This window comes from Reichenbachiella sp. MALMAid0571, assembly GCF_040151475.1.
In the GTDB taxonomy this organism is placed as follows: Bacteria; Bacteroidota; Bacteroidia; order Cytophagales; family Cyclobacteriaceae; genus CAXBNB01.
The window spans coordinates 81,967-104,171 of the sequence record NZ_JBDKWG010000115.1; the positions used below are offsets into that span (position 1 = coordinate 81,967).

17 protein-coding genes are annotated in these 22,205 nt (G+C 37.7%); 16 read left to right on the forward strand and 1 reads right to left on the reverse strand.

Annotated features, from left to right (window positions below; all coding sequences use genetic code 11):
* Positions 1-16 precede the first annotated feature (16 nt).
* The 10 genes from AAOP42_RS07575 (at position 17) to AAOP42_RS07620 (ending at position 10,920) form a co-directional block, all read left to right on the forward strand.
* Positions 17-1,864, forward strand: a complete 1,848-nt coding sequence (locus AAOP42_RS07575; RefSeq protein ID WP_349527879.1) for a SusD/RagB family nutrient-binding outer membrane lipoprotein — start codon at positions 17-19, stop codon at positions 1,862-1,864.
* A 133-nt stretch (positions 1,865-1,997) separates the two neighbouring features.
* Positions 1,998-2,678, forward strand: a complete 681-nt coding sequence (locus AAOP42_RS07580) for a TonB-dependent receptor plug domain-containing protein (RefSeq protein WP_349527880.1) — start codon at positions 1,998-2,000, stop codon at positions 2,676-2,678.
* Between the two features lie 175 nt (positions 2,679-2,853).
* On the forward strand, positions 2,854-5,967 hold the full coding sequence (locus AAOP42_RS07585; protein WP_349527881.1) for a PQQ-dependent sugar dehydrogenase: 3,114 nt from the start codon (positions 2,854-2,856) through the stop codon (positions 5,965-5,967).
* 204 nt (positions 5,968-6,171) lie between these two features.
* Entirely contained in the window at positions 6,172-6,411 is a 240-nt protein-coding gene (rpmB, locus tag AAOP42_RS07590) for a 50S ribosomal protein L28 (protein WP_349527882.1), read from the forward strand.
* 19 nt (positions 6,412-6,430) lie between these two features.
* Entirely contained in the window at positions 6,431-6,613 is a 183-nt protein-coding gene (gene rpmG, locus AAOP42_RS07595; protein WP_349527883.1) for a 50S ribosomal protein L33, read from the forward strand.
* 3 nt (positions 6,614-6,616) lie between these two features.
* Positions 6,617-6,772: a DUF4295 domain-containing protein gene (locus tag AAOP42_RS07600; protein ID WP_349527884.1), complete on the forward strand. Its 156-nt coding sequence runs from the start codon at positions 6,617-6,619 to the stop codon at positions 6,770-6,772.
* Positions 6,773-6,847: 75 nt separating this feature from the next.
* A complete protein-coding gene (ftsY, locus tag AAOP42_RS07605) occupies positions 6,848-7,804 on the forward strand; it encodes a signal recognition particle-docking protein FtsY (RefSeq protein ID WP_349527885.1) in 957 nt (318 codons plus the stop codon).
* Between the two features lie 144 nt (positions 7,805-7,948).
* Entirely contained in the window at positions 7,949-9,961 is a 2,013-nt protein-coding gene (locus tag AAOP42_RS07610) for an alpha amylase C-terminal domain-containing protein (RefSeq protein ID WP_349527886.1), read from the forward strand.
* Positions 9,962-10,075: 114 nt separating this feature from the next.
* Positions 10,076-10,471, forward strand: a complete 396-nt coding sequence (locus AAOP42_RS07615; protein WP_349527887.1) for an Xre family toxin-antitoxin system antitoxin — start codon at positions 10,076-10,078, stop codon at positions 10,469-10,471.
* Positions 10,471-10,920: an RES family NAD+ phosphorylase gene (locus AAOP42_RS07620; RefSeq protein WP_349527888.1), complete on the forward strand. Its 450-nt coding sequence runs from the start codon at positions 10,471-10,473 to the stop codon at positions 10,918-10,920. Before AAOP42_RS07615 ends, AAOP42_RS07620 begins: the two co-directional genes overlap by 1 nt.
* Before the next feature lie 3 nt (positions 10,921-10,923).
* On the opposite strand, the gene AAOP42_RS07625 is transcribed toward AAOP42_RS07620, so the two are convergent.
* Complete coding sequence (locus AAOP42_RS07625; protein WP_349527889.1) at positions 10,924-13,863, reverse strand: glycosyltransferase family 117 protein; 2,940 nt, start codon at positions 13,861-13,863, stop codon at positions 10,924-10,926.
* 406 nt (positions 13,864-14,269) lie between these two features.
* Here AAOP42_RS07625 and AAOP42_RS07630 point away from each other — a divergent pair, with 406 nt between their 5' ends.
* The 6 genes from AAOP42_RS07630 (at position 14,270) to AAOP42_RS23765 (ending at position 22,027) form a co-directional block, all read left to right on the forward strand.
* A complete protein-coding gene (locus AAOP42_RS07630; protein ID WP_349527890.1) occupies positions 14,270-15,385 on the forward strand; it encodes an ABC transporter permease in 1,116 nt (371 codons plus the stop codon).
* Between the two features lie 169 nt (positions 15,386-15,554).
* Entirely contained in the window at positions 15,555-15,896 is a 342-nt protein-coding gene (locus tag AAOP42_RS07635; RefSeq protein WP_349527891.1) for a PadR family transcriptional regulator, read from the forward strand.
* A 142-nt stretch (positions 15,897-16,038) separates the two neighbouring features.
* A complete protein-coding gene (locus AAOP42_RS07640) occupies positions 16,039-16,467 on the forward strand; it encodes an endonuclease domain-containing protein (RefSeq protein WP_349527892.1) in 429 nt (142 codons plus the stop codon).
* Positions 16,468-16,568: 101 nt separating this feature from the next.
* Entirely contained in the window at positions 16,569-19,193 is a 2,625-nt protein-coding gene (locus tag AAOP42_RS07645) for an ABC transporter permease (RefSeq protein ID WP_349527893.1), read from the forward strand.
* Positions 19,186-21,849: an ABC transporter permease gene (locus AAOP42_RS07650; RefSeq protein ID WP_349527894.1), complete on the forward strand. Its 2,664-nt coding sequence runs from the start codon at positions 19,186-19,188 to the stop codon at positions 21,847-21,849. The genes AAOP42_RS07645 and AAOP42_RS07650 overlap by 8 nt, the downstream gene beginning before the upstream one ends.
* Positions 21,842-22,027: a permease prefix domain 2-containing transporter gene (locus AAOP42_RS23765; protein ID WP_502947649.1), complete on the forward strand. Its 186-nt coding sequence runs from the start codon at positions 21,842-21,844 to the stop codon at positions 22,025-22,027. Before AAOP42_RS07650 ends, AAOP42_RS23765 begins: the two co-directional genes overlap by 8 nt.
* Positions 22,028-22,205: the final 178 nt, after the last annotated feature.

The window sequence follows — 22,205 nt, forward strand, 5'->3', positions numbered from 1 at the left end:
CTAAATAGTTAATACAATGAATAAATATATATTTATAATAACAGCTTGTATTGCAATATTGTTTAGTACACAAAGTTGCGATGATAAATTTGCCGAATTAAACTCAGATCCTTCTGTGGTTTCAGATCCGGATTCAAGGTTTCTTATTTCCAGCGCATTGCAGAATATGCACAATAACAATTACACCTTGTATTTCTATACATACAATGATTATGTGTTTCCATATTCTCAGGTGGTTACCGAAACTACCGGGGGCAATGGTACTACATTTAATGATGGAGGATTAACAGGACTGCAAAGTTTGATGAGTGGACTCAATCCAGGCCTAGATGCTCGTATGAGAATCGACCAATTGCCTGAAGATGAAAAGAACTCCAGTCAAGCAATGAAAGCAGTAACTTACGCTGTACAAATTCACCTTGCTATGTCCGTATTGGATTACAGAGGAGGGATGGCTTATACCGAAGCTGGAATGGCTCGTTATACTACGCCAGCACTTTTAACTCCAAAAATTGATACCGAGGAAGAACTTTTTAACACCTGGTTGAGTGAGTTAGATAATTCTATTACTATGTTGGGAATGGACAACCAATTTTCATTGGGTAATCAGGATCTTTTTTACAAGGGTGATTATGAAAAGTGGCTAAAGTTCTGCAACCTTTTAAAGCTAAGAATAGCTGCTCGTTTGGTAAATGCAAATAGAGCCAGGGCAATTCAGATTGCTGAAGAAGTTGGTGCTTCAACATACATGGATGATTTAGCTGACGATTTTCTTTACAATAGTGGAGTGAATAGCAATGGTGGTGGAAACAGTGTTGGCGATGGATGGATTGGTTATGCCGGACAAAATCTCGTTAATTTCCTTAAGACCAATAGAGATCCTCGTTTGCGCTTTATTTTCAGGAAAAATGATTACAGTCCTGAGGTTATTGATGCTATTATAGAAACCAATGGTGTGAGTGGTTTACCTGATCAGATTCAGGACATTATAAACCTGAATATTGAAGGAAAATTTGATAGCTGGAAAGCAGGTCATGAAGAGCCATGGGGAAGATATTGGGGTGTTCCCTTATCTACAGCAGCTCAAACACAAAATCAATATTTTCAGCAAGCAAATCTATTCTATGCTACCGACGATAATGGTGGAAGTAGAAAAACCTATACATGGTCTTCTGTCTTGGAGGAAAAAAACAGACGTACTGCCTACACCCATACTTACCCAACAAAACCAGGAGGAGCTGTTCTTCAAGTTGTAGGAAATGAAGTTCCATTCTATACACTTTTAGGAAGTGCAGCTGAGACTAATTTGTACCTGGCTGAATTTAAACTCTTGGGAGCTAATCTTACAAAATCGGCTAATGAGTATTTCCAGCAGGGAGTGAGATTGTCGATTTCCAGATTTGATGATCTGGCTATGAGACACGAGAACCCATATTATGATGGTGATCCTGTGTTGGCTGATCCTGCTGAAGGGGCTACTAAACTTAAGTCAGGTGAAATTGACGACTTACTTCTACAAGAAGCTTATCAGTTAAATGGTACTGATGACCTTGAAAAAGTTTACATTCAGCAGTATGTTCATAATATCAATACACCTGGAGACCTTTGGACAACTGTTAGAAGAGGTGGAATACCTAAAACTGGAAGTGCTTACTTTGCCTGGGAAGATTTTGGCGTGAGCAATATCCCAAGAAGGATAGTGGTAAATTCACCTGATGAATCAAGTTTGATGTATGAAAAATATACGACCTATTTTAATTCTGCGGGCTTTACTACCAATAATAATACTCCTTCTGTTTTAAGCTCAGAACGTTTGTGGTTCGATAAAAACAATCCGGATTATGGAGCTGGCCCAAAACCATAAGAATAGATTTTAACTAATCTATTAGAAAAAACCGCTGATCTTTATGTTCAGCGGTTTTTCTTTTTATGTTATTACACGTTCTTGACTCCCTTAATTTTACGTTGAATAATTATATCTTATAATTCCTTTAATTATGAATTTTATATTTTCTCTGCTTTTTAGTTTTTTTGTTTTACTCTTTCAAACAGCTAACGCTCAGGACCGAACAATTAATGGGAATGTTACTACTTTTCAAGAAATCCCTCTCAGTAAAGTGTCATTTCTGCTTAAAAGTACAAAAAGAGAAGTCTTCAGTGATTCTAAAGGAAATTTTTCATTTATCTGTGATGAAGATGAAAAAGTAACGGTTAGTGCTCAGGGTTTTGTGTCAAGAAAAATAAAAATTTTAAACTTATCAAAAGGCGATTCTTTGTTTGTTGATCTTAAATTTAATAACAATAAAAAAAACTTTGATTTAGCAACAAAAAGTCAGCACATCAAAGAGAACGATCTAAATTATGCCATTAAGCATTTGGATGATAGTAATGACTACAGTAGATATACCAATATATTGGAGGCTATCCAAGGCCGAGTAACTGGAGTATCCATTTCCGGGAATTCTATTGTCATTCGTGGGAATACAAGTTTAAACTCAGGGCCTGTACCGGCATTATTAGTAGTTGATGGTACTATTGTGGAATTTCCCGTTTTTGTTCAGATACCGCCTATCGAGCTTAAGTCAATTAAATTCATTAAAAGCGCAGCGGCTTCTTCATTTTATGGTTCAAGAGGAATGGGTGGTGTTGTAGAAGTTACGACAAAGTCTAATGAATAACTATAACCGTGAACTTGCTAAAGTTGACCAGACAGTAAGTGTCATCATTCGTTAGTAAGTTTTTTGGAATCTTAGTTTTTTGACTCCATTTTGCACCTCCTAAAAAAGCTGGTTTAATATTCCTAACTCTCAATGGCAGTAATTTCTACGTCTTTTGGGAAAAATATTCTTTTTGATGCGTAATTTATTCTGTTTTCTTATCCTCCTTTATTGTTTCACTTCATGTAGCTCTTTTTTCAAAGAAAATAAAGTCCTTATTTATAGCTCGGATGCTACTTTATCAGAGCAGATTCAAGCCAAGATCAATGCCGCAGCAGCCGGTGACATAGTTGTTGACAAATCTACAGACATTTCTCAAATGCATGAAGATACCTTGAAGCAATACAATACTGTAGTTTTCGCTGGAAAATCAAACCATAGACTGACTCAGGATCAACAGTCATATTTAGAACGGTTTTGTCAGGCAGGTGGACTTATAGCACTAATAAACACAGATTTAGAATCTGAGTATCGCTGGCCTTGGTTTGACAAGTTTACCGGAAGTTATAAGCCAGGACATAGAGAGCAATATGAGTTTGACGGAGGTCGGATAATAGAAATTGAGAATGAGAAAATCACCGATTTAGATGAGCAGTTCACAGCTTTTGCAGCTAGTAACCCATTAGATTATGAAAGGGCGACTACTTTACTGAGGCCCGCCAGCAACAGATATGTGCAGGTAGTGCTTGATGATAAAATTGATGAACCGATGGAATTGGATATCACCTACGATGGGCGAATCGTGTTTACTGAGCGTCTTGGGTTAGCTAAAATCTATTTGCCCAAAGAGAATAAAACCAAGGTTCTGGCAAAATTTGATGTGAGAACAGAAGGAAACTATGAAGATGGTTTGCAGGGGGTTGCTTTAGATCCGGATCACAAGAAGAATGGCTGGGTGTATTTCTATTATTCCGTCCCGAATACAAATATCCAGCGGCTGTCCAGGTTTTTCCTTTCTTATGACTCATTGCTTTTGCAGTCAGAAAGAAAGATAATTGACGTAGAAGTTCAAATTGAAACTTGTTGTCACTCCGGAGGTTCTGTCGAGTTTGGGCCTGATGGGTTGCTGTATCTATCCACAGGAGACAATACCAGTTCTAAAGAATCCAATGGCTATTCTCCAATTGATGAAAGGCCTGGGCGTGGGCCGTTTGACGCTCAGAAATCTTCGGGCAATACCAATGACCTACGCGGAAAAATTTTGAGAATCAAAGTAAATAAAGATGGAAGCTACGATATTCCTGATGGCAACTTATTTCCAAAGGATGGTTCCAAGGGAAGGCCGGAGATATTTGTAATGGGAGCCAGAAATCCATTTAGGATTTCAATAGATGGCAAACGCAACCATGTTTATTGGGGTGATGTAGGGCCTGACTCGGGCAAAGATGGTATTCAGGGATCGCAGAGTTATGATGAATTCAATCGGGCTAAGGAAGCGGGTAATTATGGTTGGCCCTATTTTCAGGCTAATAATATAGCTTATCCGGATTGGGACTTTGTTACAGATACTCCTGGCCAGTTTTTTAATCCTGAGCAACCTATAAATGACTCACCAAACAATACGGGATCAAGAGAACTGCCTCCGGCACAACCGGCAATGATTTTCTATCCATATTCCACTTCAGAAATCTGGCCTGTGTTAGGAAAGGGTTCAAGAAGTGCCATGGGAGGTCCTGTTTATTATTCTGATATGTACGCCTATTCAGGTAAAAATTTTCCTTCCTACTATGATGGTAAATGGTTTATTTATGAGTGGTCGAGAAGCTGGGTGAGTGTTGTGACCTTTGATGACAATGGTGATGTTTATGACATAGAACCTTTCTTGCCGGATTTTAAAATTGTAAAGCCGATCGATATTGAATTTGGGTATGATGGGGCAATGTATATGCTAGAATATGGTTCCAACTACTTTACCAATAATGAAGATGCCAGGTTGTCAAGAATAGAATTTGCTGAAGGCAACCGAAATCCAATAGCTGTGTTTGAAATGGACAAATCAGTAGGAGCAGCTCCATTGACTGTTAATTTTTCAGCACTTGCTTCTTATGATTATGATGAAAACGATCTTTTGGAGTTTGAATGGGAATTTCCGGATGACAATAAAGCTAATGGCGATCGGGTCGCTTTTACTTTTGACAAACCTGGGATTTATCACCCCAAATTGATTGTAAAAGATCAGGATGGGGCTACATCAGTAGTAGAGAAGACAGTAACCGTTGGCAATGCACCACCGGAAATTGAGATTGCCTTTGAAGGCAATCAGTCTTTCTACTTTGGGCACAATTCTGTCAAATACAATGTAGAGGTGTCAGATAAGGAAGATGGCAGCTTGTCTAAAGGAACCATTAGTAATCAGGATGTTACAATCCAATTTCATTACATCCCTCAAGGTAAAGATTTGGCGGTTTTGGGTGAAAAAAATATTGCCTTTAACCCTTTTGCAAAAGGAGAGGTTATGATCAGGGAAAGTGATTGTAAATCATGCCATGATGTGAATAAAACCTCTATTGGGCCAAGTTACACCGCCATAGCCGAGCGATATACGTCTGGCACTGAAACCATTAAAAAATTAGGGCAGAAAGTAATAGATGGAGGTAATGGAGTCTGGGGACACAGTTTGATGGCTGCTCATCCTCAGCACAGTTTGACCGAAACACAGGAAATGGTGAAGTTTATATTATCTCTTGACGAAGATACTAATTCTTCTTCAGGCCTTGCTTCCACATCTGGAGAGTTGTCTTTTGATAAACATTCATTAGACAATGATCAGGCAAGCTATATATTGACGGTCAAGTACAAAGACAAGGGTGCTAACGGCATGCCATCATTAACTAAACAAAAAAATCTTATCATAAGAAACCCAAGACTCCAGGCTGAAGATTATGACGATTTTAACAATGTGGCAAGAGTTCGCCCCAGAGGAGGGGCATTTAGCTATATTCAAGGAGTGAAGTCAGGCTCTTATATTATGTTTAGAGGAATTGATTTGGAAGGATTAAAAGCAGTTACTTACAATGTGAGAGCCATGGAAAATGGCACAAAAACATCTTTGAGAATTGATAGTCCTAAGGGATCAATTATAAGCGAAGTTGAGATACCAGGTCAGGAAAAAGATAATAAGAGCTATCATCAAATTTCATCATCAATAAAACCTACAAATGGGGTGCATGACCTATTTATTTATTTTGAAAACAAAGATGTAGATAAACAGTTGTTGCAGTTGGATTGGATAGAATTTGGAAATGAATAATGAAGACCAAGTTTGTACCGTTTCAAATGAGTTTAACCAATTGTATTTTTTTGAAAAGAAGAGGAGAATAATCGTTTTAGAAATTCTTTGAAAGAATAGTTGTTTATTCTTAACTCAATATTTGTAATTAAAATAATATTGGCGATATTTGCACTCCGATTTTCAAAATCCCCTTAAAAAGGGACTAAATAAAGGTTAAAAGAGATGTCAAGAGTTTGCCAAATAACAGGAAAGAGACCAAGATCTGGAAACAATGTTTCCCACGCACATAATAAGACGAAAAGGAAATTTTATCCTAATCTTTTCAAGAAGAGATTTTATCTTCCGGAAGAAGACAAATGGGTTACTTTGAAAGTTTCTTCTACAGCATTGAGAACCATCAATAAAAATGGTATTGATGCAGTATTGAAAAAAGCTAGGCAAAACGGAAACGTTCTTGTATAATTAATTATCACAGAATAAGATGGCAAAAAAAGGAAATAGGGTACAAGTAATACTGGAGTGCACAGAGCACAAGACTACTGGTAAGCCCGGCACTTCAAGGTATATTAGTACCAAAAACAGGAAAAACACACCTGATAGGTTGGAATTGAAAAAATACAATCCAATTTTAAAGAAATATACTGTTCACAAGGAAATTAAATAAGTCATGGCTAAGAAAGTTGTTGCAACGCTAAAACAAAAAGGTGGTGTGAAATACGCCAAAGTGATAAGAGCTGTAAGATCTGAAAAAACAGGTGCTTATACTTTCAAAGAAGAGATGGTAACTGAAGATAGAGTAAAAGAAGTTTTGTCTTCTAAATAAGTCTTTATGAAAATATTAAGATTTTAAAAAGTCCCAGTATCGGGACTTTTTTTGTTTTTAAATTACTTTACGATCATGGGTTTATTTAATGTTTTCTCAAAGGGTAAAAAGGAGTCCCTTGATAAAGGTTTGGAAAAATCTAAAGACAACTTTTTTTCTAAATTAGGAAAAGCTGTTGCTGGTCGATCGACAGTAGATGATACTGTACTCGATGAATTGGAAGAGGTTTTGATTACCTCGGATGTAGGTGTAGATACTACCGTAAAGATAATTGAGCGAATTGAGGCAAGGGTAGCCAAAGATAAATACCTGGGAACATCGGAATTGAACCAAATATTGAGAGACGAAATAGCGGCTTTACTGGAAGAAAACAATACTTCCGATTTGGAAGATTTTATTATCCCTGAAGGAAAAAAGCCTTATATCATTTTAGTAGTAGGTGTCAATGGAGTAGGAAAAACTACGACCATAGGCAAGCTGGCTGCTCAATACAAAAAGAAAGGAAAATCTGTAGTACTTGGTGCTGCGGATACTTTTCGTGCAGCAGCAGTAGATCAGCTGAAACTTTGGGGTGAGCGTGTAGGTGTGCCTGTTGTATCGCACGGAATGAATACTGATCCGGCTTCTGTCGCATTCGATGCGGTGAAACAAGCTGTTGAAACCAATGCCGATGTAGTGATCATTGATACCGCCGGAAGATTACACACCAAAGTGAACCTGATGAATGAACTGACCAAGATCAAAAACGTGATCAAAAAGTTCATAGCCGATGCGCCACATGACGTATTGCTGGTATTGGATGGAAGTACTGGTCAAAATGCATCTATTCAGGCTCAAGAGTTTACCAAAGCCACTGAAGTATCTGCTTTGGCCATCACTAAGCTGGATGGTACCGCAAAGGGTGGAGTTGTAATTGGTATCTCAGACCAATTTAAAATACCTGTTAAGTATATAGGTGTTGGGGAGAAAATAGATGATCTTCAGGTTTTTAACAAGTATGAATTTGTTGATTCTTTTTTCAGAAAGAGCTAGTTTATTTAGTATTCTTTGATATCCTCTATTACCAGGTTTTTGCTGACATATTTTTAGTCTGATATTTATTCCTTCTCAGGGATTTCATTCTAAATATTTCACTTTGTATATTACTTTTTATTGAACTAAACTGGTTGTTGAAATATGGGAAAAATGTTAGGACTGGTTAAGGACGACCCATGGTTAGAGCCTTATGAGCATGATATAAATCAACGTTTCAATTATTTTACTGATAAATTAAAGTCTATTAAAAAGGACTTTTCTTCTCTCAAGGAGTTTGCTTCCGCCGATTCCTATTTAGGCTTCAATTTTGATGAAGAAAAAGGAGGTTGGTGGTATAGAGAGTGGGCTCCTGCTGCAGATGGATTGTATTTGTTTGGTGATTTCAACAAATGGGAGGAAGGCATTCCCCTAAAAAAGTTGGACAATGGAGTATGGGAATTGTTTTTAAAAGACCCTAAGCAAGACAGATTAAAACACGAGTCTAAAGTTAAAGTGATAGTGAATGCCAATGGAGAATCCAGAGACAGGATTCCGGCATATATTAAACGTACAGTTCAGGATCCTGAAACTTATGATTTCAGTGGCCAAATATGGAATTCTTCTAAAGAATTTAAATGGACTGATAATGACTTTGATGTCAATAAGATAAAGGAACCGATTATATATGAGTGTCATGTTGGAATGGCTCAGGAAAAGGAAGGTATCGGTACCTATTTAGAGTTTGCTGAAAATATTCTGCCCAGAATAAAAAAGCTAGGCTTCAACTGCATACAGTTAATGGCCATTAAAGAGCATCCGTATTATGGTTCATTTGGTTATCATGTTTCCAACTATTTTGCACCTTCATCCAGATTTGGCACACCGGAAGATTTAAAACAACTGATCAATACAGCTCACGAAATGGGTATAGCAGTGATCATGGATGCTGTTTATTCACATTCTGTAAAAAATATGGCGGAAGGGTTGAATGAATTTGATGGCTCTGGTCATCAGTATTTTCATGGCGGAGGAAAAGGATACCATACAGGGTGGGATTCTAAGTTGTTCAATTATGGAAAAACAGAAGTTTTGCAGTTTTTGCTGACAAATGTAAGGTATTGGCTGGAGGAGTTTCACTTCGATGGATTTAGATTCGATGGAGTTACTTCGATGTTGTACGAGCATCACGGAGACCATGTATCTTTCGATCATTATGATAAATATTTTAAAGATCAGGTGGATTGGGATGCTATTTGTTTTTTACAATTGGCAAATACTTTAATCCATGAAATCAAACCGGGTGCTATTTCTATTGCTGAAGACATGAGTGGTATGCCTGGGATTAGCCGGAAAGTAACAGATGGAGGTGTTGGTTTCGACTATCGATTGGGTATGGGTATTCCGGATTATTGGATAAAATTACTTAAACACACCAGAGATGAAGACTGGGACATTTACCAAATCTGGGGAGTTTTGTCTAATAGAAGATACAAGGAAAAAACCATAGCTTATGCCGAGTCACATGATCAGGCGCTGGTAGGAGATAAGACATTGGCTTTTTGGCTGATGGACAAAGAAATGTACTGGCACATGTCAGCTGATGATGACAATATGGTGATAGAGCGGGGAATTGCTCTATTGAAAATGATAAAATTGCTAACAGCTTCTCTGGGAGGTGAAGGGTACTTAAACTTTATCGGAAACGAATTTGGACATCCGGAGTGGATTGATTTTCCTCGTTTAGGAAACCACTGGAGCTATAAATATGCGAGAAGACAATGGAGCCTTGCTGACAATAAAGGGTTGAAGTATAAATTCCTGAATGATTTTGAAGGATCTATGGTCAAAATATTGTCTCAAAACCATATTCTGAGTGCTTTGCCTGCCCAACAATTGAATATGGACACAGAGAATAATGTCATTGTATTCGAACGGAATAATTTGCTTTTTCTATTCAATTTTCATGTGGATAGTTCTATTCCCAATTACGAATTTTCTGTACCTAAGCCAGGGAAATATGAAGCAATTCTGATTTCGGATGATCGCAAGTATGGTGGACATGGCAGAATAGATCCAGAGGTATTTTATGTTACCAGACAAGCTGAAGATAGGTCTCACAAACTTAGAGTTTATATGACAAGCAGAACTGCCTTGGTATTGAAAATGGTTGATTAACTTTTTTATTTGGCATGTCTGGTTTGAAATACTTTTGGAAGTTATATTTTTAATAACGAGAAATATTTCGTAATTTTATGCGAAATTATACGCAATTTTAAAGAGTATTTTGACATGGATGAATTTGATTCTATAGTTAACGAACCGGCCGTTCGATATCATAAAGCCAATGATGGTATTACCAAAGCAGATTTTCTGTCAATTGCTGCTATGACCGGGATGAATCTTACTGAGTTTTCTTCTTTGCTTCCTGTAAGTAAAAGAACCATAGAAAAGGTGAAGGATCAGGAGTTGTTGAGTCCACAGGTTAGTGACAGGGTGTTACAAATTGGAACGTTGTTTCAATATGGTACGGATGTTTTTGAAGATGCTGCATCATTTCAAGCATGGCTCCATACTTCACTTATAGCATTGGGTGGCAAGAAGCCTGTCAGTTTGATGAATAATGATACTGGAATTTCTATAGTAAGAGATTTGCTTGGTAGAATTGAGCATGGGGTTTATTCCTGATGATTTTACACAGGATTACTACCAAGGCGTATGCAAATGACCTCTCTGGAACAGGTGCCATGTTGTATGGTGGTAGGTGGAATAGGAGGGGCATTCGAATGCTTTATACTTCTGAAAGCCTTTCCTTAGCTGCTTTGGAAATTATTGCCAATATAAATTCCAGCCAGCTTGGTGTGAATTTGTATTGTATAGAAATTGATTTTGCAGAGGGTTTAGAAATCACATTAGCTCAACAACTTCCGGAAGGCTGGAATGCATTTCCTTACACTTCAGGAAGTGTTGTTTTTGGTACAGATTTTTTTAAAAATGGTGGATTATGCCTGAAAGTACCAAGTGCCATTATCCCAACAGAACATAATTACCTTCTCAATCCTTTGCACAAGGATTTTCATGAAATAAAAGTAGTGGATGTCCGCCCATTGATTTTAGATCAGAGGTTGGTGAAGTAATTTCTAAATTTCATTTATCCTGTCGTAATAAACTTTCAATTTATTCTCAGCTTTACTTGCTTCATCCAGATAACCTGACTCCCTGATTACCTGAGACAGCATGTTCAATAGAGTGAAATTTCTTTGCATGTTGGGCAGGTCATTTTTTTTGTGCTCTGTGTAGTACTTCAATTCTTCATCTACACGATCGACCATAGTTTTGGTGATGGATAGGCTTTTTTCCTTTTCACCGACCTGAGTAAGGAGCCTGGCTGTATTAATAGAAGCCACATCGTATGGAATGGTATCATCAGGTACGGTTTCCAGGCTACTGTAAAGCGTTTTTTTGGCTTTTTCAAGCTCACCTTCTTCAATAAGCGTAGTAGCCAGTTGATTGTAATTTGACCGGGTATGTGTCATCATGTTTTTGTGAAAGTCACTGAAATATACATTTGGGTTTGTAGTTTCTCTCCATTGAAAATTTGTGATAAGGTTTTCATACATTGCGTCAGAATTCACAAGTATTTGTTCAGGATTGGGATTCTGAATGGGAAGTAACCTGTATGTAAAGCCCTCTTGTACAACCATATTGCTGATGTCAAAACTTAAACTGTGCAGTGCTGTATATGTGAAGTAAACAGGGCGCTCCCAATTGTTTGAGGAGATTAGATCCAACACCATCAGGTCGTTTTTATGTAGTGCATTACCTTTTACGGATATTTTTAATTGATTTGTCAGGAATGGTAAAATGGTATCTGGAATAATTTGTTTTTCTTTTATCATATCTGTATCAATAGATAATGTCAATTTTTTAGATGGCAGGGAATTTATTTTTTCACCGTTTTTTGTTCCTACTTGCAAGGCTGGATGTGAATCCTTTATCAGTTTTAGATATTGTTTGAGATCAATTGATGCATTTTTTAAATTATTCCTTTCTACAAATGGAATGTATTCATTTAACCCACCACGTTTAAAATTTTCATTTACCAAAGAAAAGGGTAGTGGTTTTGATTGGTAAGCTTGCCTTGTCATTTGCTCGATATACCATTCTGCATTGAAATAACTAAGCACGATAGCTCGAATGTCAGTCCTAAATCCTTCTACTTCCTGCGCATACCATAGTGGGTAAGTGTCATTGTCTCCTCCGGTAAATAAAATGGCATTTTTAGCACATGAGGCCAGGTGGTTTCTGGCAATGTCTGAAGTAAGAAACCTGTTGGATCTGTCATGATCGTCCCATCCTTCGCTTATCATAATTGTAGGGACAATGAGTGTAACTATAGCAGTAATAGGAAGGACATATCTTTTTGAAAGTGTCTTTGATAGTGCACTAAAAATAGCCAGAACTCCCAAGCCGACCCAGATACTAAACGCATAAAATGAGCCAATGAAAATATAGTCTCTTTCTCTGGGTTCTGGTGCAGGAGAATTAAGATAAATGACCAGACCCAATCCGGTAATTATAAATAAAGCAAAGACACCTGTGAACGATTTAAAGTTGTTTTTATAGTGATAAAAAAATCCCAGTATACCCAATAGAAGTGGTAGAAATAGAAAATTGTTGAGGGCTTTGTTCTTGGTTAGGCTTTTGGGAAGAATAGAAGCATCTTCCCAAAAAGAGAGCCATCCTGCATCTTGAAAATCTCCTTCTCGTCCAACAAAATTCCAGAAGAAATACCTCAGATACATGTGTCCAACCTGATAGGCCATTAGGAATTTCATATTGTCTATAAAGGTTGGAGATTGTCCTTTTTTCAATCCTGTCCATTGCTGATATCCTTCAATATGGTGTGCAGACTGGCTATACATCCTTGGGAAAAATCCTAAGTCTGAGGGGTTGTATTTGTACTCCAGCACATGATCTGCCACTTCATATTTATCTTTGGTTTTTCTATAAATAGGAGCTCCTTGTTTGTAGTCAACTATTTTAGAAGTAAAGTTTTCGCCATATACCAGAGGTCTCGTTCCATATTGGAGCATGTCAAGATAGTTGATTAGATTGGGAATATCTTCTGGGTTGTTTTGGTCTATAGGTGGATTGTAAACAGACCGTATCACTATAGTGGTATAGCTGGAATATCCGATTACAACAAAACAAATTGATAACAGAGCCACATTTAAACTATGGTTGTTTCTTTTGACCGAATAAACTATTCCGTAACCTATGATCAGTGTAAAAGCTATTGTGAAAAATACAAATCCTGTATAGAATGGAAGGCCAAATCCATTGATAAACAAAAGTTCAAATTTCTTGATCATACCAATTAGTCCGAGTCTAAATCCATACATCATGAAAAGGGTCAAACCGAGTCCTATACAGGAAGAGATGGCTAATCCTTTTATTGAAAAAGGTTTTCTTTTGAAGTACATAGTGTAAACCAAAGTAGGAATAGCAAGCAAACTCATGGGATGTACTCCAATGGACAAACCCATTAAATATGCTATGAGCAAAATCCATTTTGATTCAATTTTCAAATCAGTTTCGTTATCCATTTTCAAAATAGCCCATACTACTATTGAAATGAAAAAAGTGGATAAAGCATATACTTCAGTTTCGGAAGCAGAAAACCAGAATGAATCTGAAAAGGCAAATGACAGGGAGCCAATGATACCTGCTGTGCTAAGTAATGCTTCATTTTTTGAATAAATAGTCTTACGGCCTAACATTACTATTATCCAATATAGAAACGTAACGGTTGCAGCACTACTTACAGCACTGACCATATTCACCCAAAATCCAATGCTTTCGAGGTTTCCCAGAGCAAGCAATGAAAACATCCTGGCGATCAATAGAAACAACGGGGCACCAGGGGGATGAGGGATTTGAAGCTTATAAGATGATGCTATAAACTCACCACTATCCCAGAAGGAAACAGTGGGTTCGAGGGTGAGTGTGTAAACAATAAGGGCAATAATAAAAAGGCACCAACCGATCAAAGAGTGCAGAGAGTAGTAGTTTTTCATAAAGCGAGAGAGGTTTGATCTCAACATCTACGGAGATTTTTGAGCAATGGTTAAGGATTCACTAAAACTATAGAATTTCAGGCGTACCAATTTAGTAGATACTTTCTGCTTTATTGAAAGATATGAGGATGCACATATTCGTACAAAAAGAGTTCATTATTGAACAATCAATAAATAAAAATTAACAATTGAGTCTAAAATCCCACATGGCATATTTATTGAATGAATAGGATTTCGTGCAACTTTTAACCCTTACCAGTTGTCTATAAATAAATTCATGAGTAATATGTTGCGATTCAATTTTTTTCAGGCTTATCGTCAAATCAAGCAAAATAGGTATTTATTCTGCATTCATTTGATTGGACTTTCAGCTTGTATGGTATGCGGCGTATTGACTTATACCTGGATGAAAGACAAATTTTGTTATCAAGGACTCACCAAAAAAGAGAGTCAGTTTTATCAAATAACCAGAAGTGGTCTCATTGGGAATGAGATTGTCATTGACCACTCTACTCCAGGGCTTTTGGCTGAGTCGCTGGTTACTCAATTTCCAGAGGTAGAATATGCCGTAACGGTAGAGCCAAGTTTGAACAACTCGTGGGGTCGGGGGGTTGTTTCTACCACAGGAGAAGATAATGGTATTTTGGTTGCACCACATTATGTCAGTGATGATTTTTTTGATGTATTCCCCTATGACCTGCTCCAAAATGCAGTAATTTTTGAGAAGAACTCAGTTTTTATATCGGAAAAACTAGCCTTGAAATTGTTCAATTCTACAGAAGATGTCTTAGGAAAAACGGTGCAATGGAAAGATGAACAGTTAAGTGGTCAATATACAATTTCGGGCGTTTTTTTCTCCACTCCTACTAGTCCTTCCGTTCCGATAGACTTATTGTTTTCTTATGAAAATTACCTGGAGAAGAATCAATGGCTCTTGAATTGGAGCAACTATACTTCTTCTACCTTTGTGGTATTAAATGAAGGAGCTAATGTTGGTCGGCTGAATGATAAAATTTCCAATTTCATAAGGTCAAAAGATAAATGGACAGATGCAGATTTTTTTCTCAAACCATATTCAGACAATGGTTATCAGTTTGTTAAACAACCAGATTATATAAAAATCATACTGGCAATAGCTGTATGTATTGTGATTATTGCCTGCATCAACTTTATAAATTTATCTATGGTAAAGTCTTTTATGAGAGAGAGAGAGGCAGATCTTAAAAAGATTTTTGAGTCTCGAAGGCAACTGGTCTTTCAGTATATAGGAGAATTGGTATTGGTGACCACTATTTCATTGCCAGTAGCAGTTTTAATTATTTGGGGTATCTCTTTTATGATGGGTGGACTTACATCAAAAGGAATGGGTTTGAATCTGGATACTATCTTTATAGTTTCGGCATTCAGTGTTGCTTTATTTATAGGTTTTTCCATTCTGTTAAATGAGCAAAATCAGTTTAAAAAAGGAAACAGTGGAGATGAAAGACTTCACAAGTCCAGGTTTTCTAAGCTGAAGATGTAAACTTATCCCTTTTCAAACAAATTTTTCTTCCCAGTCAGAATGTTGCGCCAGCTTTACTAAACTTTTGAAGTTTAGTAAAGCCAGATGGTCAATATAAATTTCCAATACTACAATTAGGAAAATACTAATTTTCTTCCTTTATTTACAAAACTACAATTAGGAAATAACTATGGGCAAATATCAATTAGGAGAATTTGAGGAAATTGTAATGCTGACAGTCGGAGTACTCTATGGCAATGCTTATGGAGTGTCCATTAAAAAGGATATAGAACAAAGACTAAAAAGGAAGGTCAGTGTGGGAGCACTTCAGTCTGCTCTGAAACGGCTGGAAGACAAGGGATATCTTTCTTCCAAAGAAGGAGAAACTACCAGCGAGCGTGGTGGTCGCCCCAAGCGTTATTTTGAAATCACTGCTCTGGGGAAAAAGACCATTGAAGAAACCAAAGAGGTACGCAACAAGCTTTATGAGTCGATTCCCAAAATGGCATGGGATCTAAAATACATGAATTAGAATGAAAAATTCTCCTCCAAGATTTCCCCTCAGCTTCTTCCGCTGGTTTTACCATCCGGAAAGTTGTTTTTTTTTGATTTGGGTTTGAAAATTTCTCGTTTTACCCCAGCCCTAAAGGGAACCAAGAAATTTTCATCCATGAATGTACCACAAAAATGAAAAAGTGATGAACATGTTCTTTGGAGCGAAACCTGCAATATTTGAAAAAGCCAAATGGCTCAGAGAAAATATGACAGCTACAGAAAAAATATTATGGAATGAATTGAAAGGAAATCAAATATTAAAGTTGCGATTTAAGCCTCAGCACCCAATAGATATATTTATAGCTGATTTTTACTGTCACAAACTGAAGTTGGTAATTGAGATTGATGGAGGAGTTCATAAGGAAAAAAGCCAAAAGGAATATGATATAGGAAGGACTGTTGAATTAGCAGGTTTTGGGATTAAGGTTATAAGATTTCAAAACGAAGAAGTTCAGTTGACATTAGGTGAGGTAGTAAAGAGGTTAAAGGAATGTTGTGTGAATAGAGCTAACGAACTGGAAGAAAATAGAGTCAATTCCTCCCTTTAGGGTAGGGGTTAAGAATTGATTCTATTTTCTCATGTTATCTGCTACTACAAAGTCAAATTTTATCTGACATAGGCTAAAAGAGTAATTAGAATACTTGAATCATGAAAACAAAAACCAGCCCTCCAAGATTTCCCCTCAGCTTCTTCCGCTGGTTTTGCCATCCGGATTTGTTGCCTTCGATCGAGGGTGATCTGATGGAGCTGTTTAATGAGCGCACAGCGAATAGCGACCAGCGGTCAGCCAAATGGCTTTTTGTCTGGGATGTGATCAAGCTTTTTAGACCTTCTATCATACGGCCAGTAGAAGGAAGTTATAGACTAAATCGATTCGGTATGTTAAAGAATTACTTCAAAGTTGCGTGTAGAAACATCATCAGAAACAAAGCATTTTCAGTAATCAATATTTCCGGTCTTGTTATAGGCATGGCTGCAGCCCTGATTATTGCCAAATATGTCGGTTTTGTTTTAAAGTACGATCAGTTTCATGAAAAGAAGGAGCAGATATTCATGATTCATCAGGAAGAGAAAAAAAATGGAGTAGCCATAGACAATGGAAAAAACACCTACTGGCAGAGTGGATCGGTGGCGAAAGAGCTTTACCCCGAAGTATTGAAATCAAGCCACTATGGTTATAATGTGGAAACCCTTGTTACTGTAAATAACGAAGATGGGGAGATACTGAAATTCAATGAAGAAAATATCAAATCGGTCGATCCGGATTTTCTGGAAATCTTTTCCTTTGATTTTATATCGGGAGACCCTGCCACGGCATTGTCTCAGCCTAACTCTGTTGTCATTACAAAGTCAATTGCTGCTAAATATTTCAAAGATGAATCTGCCTTGGGAAAATTTTTGAACACAAGGGTTTCGTGGGGGGAGGAACATATACTTCAAATCACCGGAGTTATTGAAGATGTACCTGTCTTTTCCAGATTTCAATTTGATTTTTTAAAGTCATCTGTTGGATTTCAACCAGAAGACTACTGGGAGTATCCCACCAGTATTACCTATCTCCTACTTGATGAAAATACCGATCCTGAACTACTGACATCTAAGCTAGCATTTGACATAAACAATCAGGAAGAACTAAAATCCGATCAACGTAGTGTTGACATTGAGCTTGTTTCAATCAGCAAAGCACTAATTTCTGATACTGAAATTATGCTGGCATTGGTGGGATTATTTACACTTCTGATTACTTGGATCAATTTCATAAACCTGACTAGTGCCAAATCCCTGAGTAGAAGCAAAGAAACTGGAATTCGAAAAGTATTGGGTTCTGGAAAAAGTGAAATCGTAAAGCAGTTTGTTTTTGAAGGCATGGTGATCAATTGCACTGCATTGGTACTTTCAGTTGGTCTCGTTTGGATGTTGTATCCTTTTATTTCTGTATTCGCCGATCAGCGTATTTTGCCTCTTTTTGCCGATTCGACACCTATCAATTGGATCTTTCTTGGCCTGTTTTTATTTGGAGCTCTGTTATCGTCTGCCTATCCGGCAGCAATACTATCTGGCCTTCAACCTGTCAGCTCTATCAAAGGACAGGTGATGGGTCAATTGACTGGTGAATCGTTCCGAAAGGCTTTAGTGGTTGTACAATTTAGTATATCTGTCATTTTGATTATTGGGGTATTTGTTATTTCCGATCAAATGAAGTACATGAGAAATAAGGATTTGGGAATCAACTTGAATCAAACCCTAATATTAAAATCACCAAAAGACTCTGGTGTGTGGGATGAAAAAAGGGTAAGACTTAGTACTTTGAGAAATAAAATTTCTCATCTGTCTTTTGTACAGAATGTAACCTCTTCTAGTCAAGTACCGGGAATGGGGTATGGGCAAGAGGTCAATTTTAGGATAGACGGCAGCAAAGAAACTGTTGCCACAAACCTCATAAGTGTGTACCCTGATTTTATGCACTTTTATGGGGTCAAAATAATAGCAGGGCAAGACTTTTCTACTGAGCGTATCTGGAACAACAGGAGAGGTATTCTCATCAACAAATCAACCGCCTTGGGCATGGGATATGCAAGTCTGGAGGATGCAGTGAATCAAAAAATAGTTAACCCGTTTACAAATCAATCTTATACCATACTTGGCGTAGTTGATGACTTTCACCAAAGGTCAGTGAAGGAAAAAATGCAGCCTATGGTTTTTGAATTCAATCAATTCAGAGGCCATATTTCTATTAAAATTGATTCTGCTAATTACTCCAACATAGGAGAACTACAACAATCCATTGCAATGATAGAAAATGTATGGAATGAGGTTTATTCTGATCAAGCATTTGACTATTTCTTTTTGGATGAGCGGTTCAATACACAATACCAAAGTGACATCAGGTTTAGGGAATTGTTCGGTGTTTTCACTGGAATTTCTGTTTTTATTGCGTGTTTGGGTCTGTTTGGATTATCCTTATTTATGGCACAGAAAAAACAAAAGGAAGTAGGCATCCGAAAAGTATTCGGAGCTTCTATCGTTCAGGTAATCTTCTTTTTCATCAAGAAACACCTTGGACAAATGCTTGTATCTGTTGTCATCGGAATCCCAATAGCTTATCTTTTGATGGACTCCTGGCTGGATCATTATAGCAACAGAATATCGATCAATTCTTGGGAGTTGATCATTCCTTCGTTGTTGGTTGTAGCCATATCAATCCTGACCATTGGTTTTCATTCTCTCAAAGTGTCCCTTATAAATCCAGCTAAAACTCTACGCAATGAATAACCCTCCAAAGTACATAATGTCCTTCTTCCGCTGGTTCTGCCATCCGGATTTGGTGAAATACATCGAGGGTGATCTGATGGAGCTGTTTAATGAGCGCACAGCGAATAGCGACCAGCGGTCAGCCAAATGGCTTTTTGTATGGGATGTAGTAAAGCTTTTCAGGCCGTCGATCATTAGACCTGTTGAAGGTACATATCGATTGAATCATTATGGGATGATAAGGCACAATATGCTGATAACGCTAAGAGTGATCAGAAAAGATCGCATTTATTCGGTAATTAACACTTTTGGGTTGGCTCTGGGAATAGCTTCATTCCTAGCTATTTTTCAATATGTGACCTACGAAAAGAGTTTCGATAGCTTTCATCAAAAGAAAGATAATATTTACCGAATCACTTCTTCGTTCGTCATAGAAGACCAGGCTAGGAGATATCTTGCTACCACTCCACCCAGACTCGCTACCTATGCCGCAGCTAATGTTCCCGAGATAGAAAACTATACCCGCATAGATGACTACCATAGTGCTGGACATGGGGATTTAACACTCTCCAATGGTGCCAAAAAATTCCGAGAATCAAGAGTGTTTTTTGTTGAACCTGCTTTTCTCAACATTTTTTCTTTTTCTGTAATCAAAGGTGATAAGGTTTCTTGTCTCAGCGAATTGAGGACAATGGTGATGACAGAATCCACGGCTAAAAGATATTTTGGAGAGGAGAATCCAATCGGCCAGACATTGGCCGTTGATGGAGCAGGAGAGCCCTATACTGTCACTGCTGTTTTGCAAGACCCTCCAAAAAATTCCCACCTTCAATTCGATCTGTTGATTAGTTATAAAACACTCAATTGGTGGTACGAAGGAGAGGCAGAAAACCATTGGACAAACCATGAATTCTATAGCTACTTATTGCTTAATCCCAGATCTGATGTTGATGTTGTTGAAAAGAAAATCAATGAATTATACGTCACCGAACGAGGCGAATACAATAGGTCGAAAAACTTTGAGGAAAACTTTTCATTACAACCCATCAGTGAAGTTCATTTTACCAAGAACCTAGAGAGCGAAATCGACAATGCTGAGAATGTTAATTCATCTATAATACAAATTATTTCGCTGGTGGGCTGGTTCATTTTGGCCATTGCTTGGATCAATTATATCAACATGGCCACAGTGCGATCCTTTAGGCGTTCGGCAGAGGTGGAAATTAGAAAGACTTTAGGGGCACACCAGCTACAACTAATGGGACTATTCGTGATGGAATCCCTGTTTATTCATCTGACAGCCTTTTTTATGGCAATTGTACTTCTGGTTCTTGGTAGTCCATATCTTGAAGACATCATTGGGTTTAAGTTTACGATGGAAATTTTACTCCGACTTCTCGTTGATTTCAAATTCTTCATTGGTATTGCAGTGGCTTCTTTATTCATCGGAGTTTATCCTGCCTGGGTACTTGCCAAACTCAAACTTATCTATGGATTAAAGTCTCAAGTGACAGCTAAAGGTTCTAAAAGCTGGTTGCTTCGGGGCTTGGTTGTTTTTCAGTTTTCAGTATCCATTGCCTTGATCATTGGATCAATTAGTATTTATAGGCAACTCGAATTTATGCGGGCTAAGGATTCTGGCTTTGAAATGTACAATAAGTTGGTGATCAGGGGGCCGAATCAGGTTGACGAGGATTCAGATTCAATCTTTCAAGTGAAGCACAAAAGGTTCATTGATGAGATGTCCAAAAACTCGTATGTAAAAAGTGTTACCACCGCCAACAAGGTGCCGGGAGAAGCAGTTGTAGAGCCTGTCGGCATTCGCAATAAAGATGGGGATGCCAATCAAGAAGGACAGGCTTTTGACGTAATCAGCGTGGGGATGAATTTTTTCAAAACCTTTGGAATGAAATTGATTGCAGGAAGACCTTTTAGCATGAGTTCGGATATTGACCTTTCAGTTATTTTAAATGAATCAGCTGTCAAACTTTTAGGTTATCAAATTCCAGACTCGATGCTTAACAAAACATTGGTACTCAATGATAAGTATGATCTCAAGGTTATTGGAATCGTAAAGAACTTCAATCAACTTTCATCAGGGAATCCAATTTCTCCACTTATCTTTTACTGTGACACAGATTACGTTCATTACTACGTGGTTAGCTATTCGGGTCGTCACATGGAGGTAATAGAAAAGTCAGAGGCTCTGTTGGCGGAAATGTTTCCTTGCGATCCTTTCGATTTCTTTTTTCTGGACGAACACTACAATCGTCAATATCTAAACGAGGAAAAACTGGGTATGACAATTCTTCTATTTTCTGGTCTTGCCATTGTTATTGCCTGTTTGGGGTTAATTGGTTTAGCTTCCCACAATACTACAATTAGGGTGAAAGAAATTGGAATCCGCAAAACTTTTGGTGCCAGTATAGAAAGCATATTGATTCTACTGAACAAGGAAACAGCCTGGCTTCTGTTGATAGCCAATATAGTAACCTGGCCACTCATGTATCAACTCATGTCACAATACCTTGAAGGCTTTGCTTCCCGTATATCCTTGGGACCTCAAGTGTTTCTGCTGGCAGGAGGCATTATTTTAGCACTCGCTGTTGGATCAATTTCATTGATCACCTTTAAAGCTGCTTCTGCCAATCCAGCAGATTCCCTCAGAGATGAATAACCCTCCAAAGTACATAATGTCCTTCTTTCGTTGGTTTTGCCATCCGGATTTGTTGCCTTCGATCGAGGGTGATCTGATGGAGCTGTTTAATGAGCGCACAGCGACCAGCGGTCAGCCAAATGGCTTTTTTTCTGGGATGTTATCAAGCTTTTCAGACCTTCTATCATACGACCAGTAGAAGGAAGTTATAGACTAAATCAATTTGGTATGTTTAAAAATTACTAGTAAACGACTAAAAATGGGTTAGAGGCGTACTATCTAAGAAAAGTACAATTGGAAGAGGTTACCCTCCTCCAATTTGACGATGTTTGAAGTGACTAAACATAAAACATCATGACTAAAGTTACCAACTTATC

Coding starts and splice junctions, on each gene's coding strand:
- AAOP42_RS07575 (WP_349527879.1), top strand. CDS start 17: ATGAATAAATATATATTTATAATAACAGCTTGTATTGCAATATTGTTT.
- AAOP42_RS07580 (WP_349527880.1), top strand. CDS start 1,998: ATGAATTTTATATTTTCTCTGCTTTTTAGTTTTTTTGTTTTACTCTTT.
- AAOP42_RS07585 (WP_349527881.1), top strand. CDS start 2,854: ATGCGTAATTTATTCTGTTTTCTTATCCTCCTTTATTGTTTCACTTCA.
- rpmB (WP_349527882.1), top strand. CDS start 6,172: ATGTCAAGAGTTTGCCAAATAACAGGAAAGAGACCAAGATCTGGAAAC.
- rpmG (WP_349527883.1), top strand. CDS start 6,431: ATGGCAAAAAAAGGAAATAGGGTACAAGTAATACTGGAGTGCACAGAG.
- AAOP42_RS07600 (WP_349527884.1), top strand. CDS start 6,617: ATGGCTAAGAAAGTTGTTGCAACGCTAAAACAAAAAGGTGGTGTGAAA.
- ftsY (WP_349527885.1), top strand. CDS start 6,848: ATGGGTTTATTTAATGTTTTCTCAAAGGGTAAAAAGGAGTCCCTTGAT.
- AAOP42_RS07610 (WP_349527886.1), top strand. CDS start 7,949: ATGGGAAAAATGTTAGGACTGGTTAAGGACGACCCATGGTTAGAGCCT.
- AAOP42_RS07615 (WP_349527887.1), top strand. CDS start 10,076: ATGGATGAATTTGATTCTATAGTTAACGAACCGGCCGTTCGATATCAT.
- AAOP42_RS07620 (WP_349527888.1), top strand. CDS start 10,471: ATGATTTTACACAGGATTACTACCAAGGCGTATGCAAATGACCTCTCT.
- AAOP42_RS07625 (WP_349527889.1), bottom strand. CDS start 13,863: ATGAAAAACTACTACTCTCTGCACTCTTTGATCGGTTGGTGCCTTTTT.
- AAOP42_RS07630 (WP_349527890.1), top strand. CDS start 14,270: ATGAAAGACAAATTTTGTTATCAAGGACTCACCAAAAAAGAGAGTCAG.
- AAOP42_RS07635 (WP_349527891.1), top strand. CDS start 15,555: ATGGGCAAATATCAATTAGGAGAATTTGAGGAAATTGTAATGCTGACA.
- AAOP42_RS07640 (WP_349527892.1), top strand. CDS start 16,039: ATGTACCACAAAAATGAAAAAGTGATGAACATGTTCTTTGGAGCGAAA.
- AAOP42_RS07645 (WP_349527893.1), top strand. CDS start 16,569: ATGAAAACAAAAACCAGCCCTCCAAGATTTCCCCTCAGCTTCTTCCGC.
- AAOP42_RS07650 (WP_349527894.1), top strand. CDS start 19,186: ATGAATAACCCTCCAAAGTACATAATGTCCTTCTTCCGCTGGTTCTGC.
- AAOP42_RS23765 (WP_502947649.1), top strand. CDS start 21,842: ATGAATAACCCTCCAAAGTACATAATGTCCTTCTTTCGTTGGTTTTGC.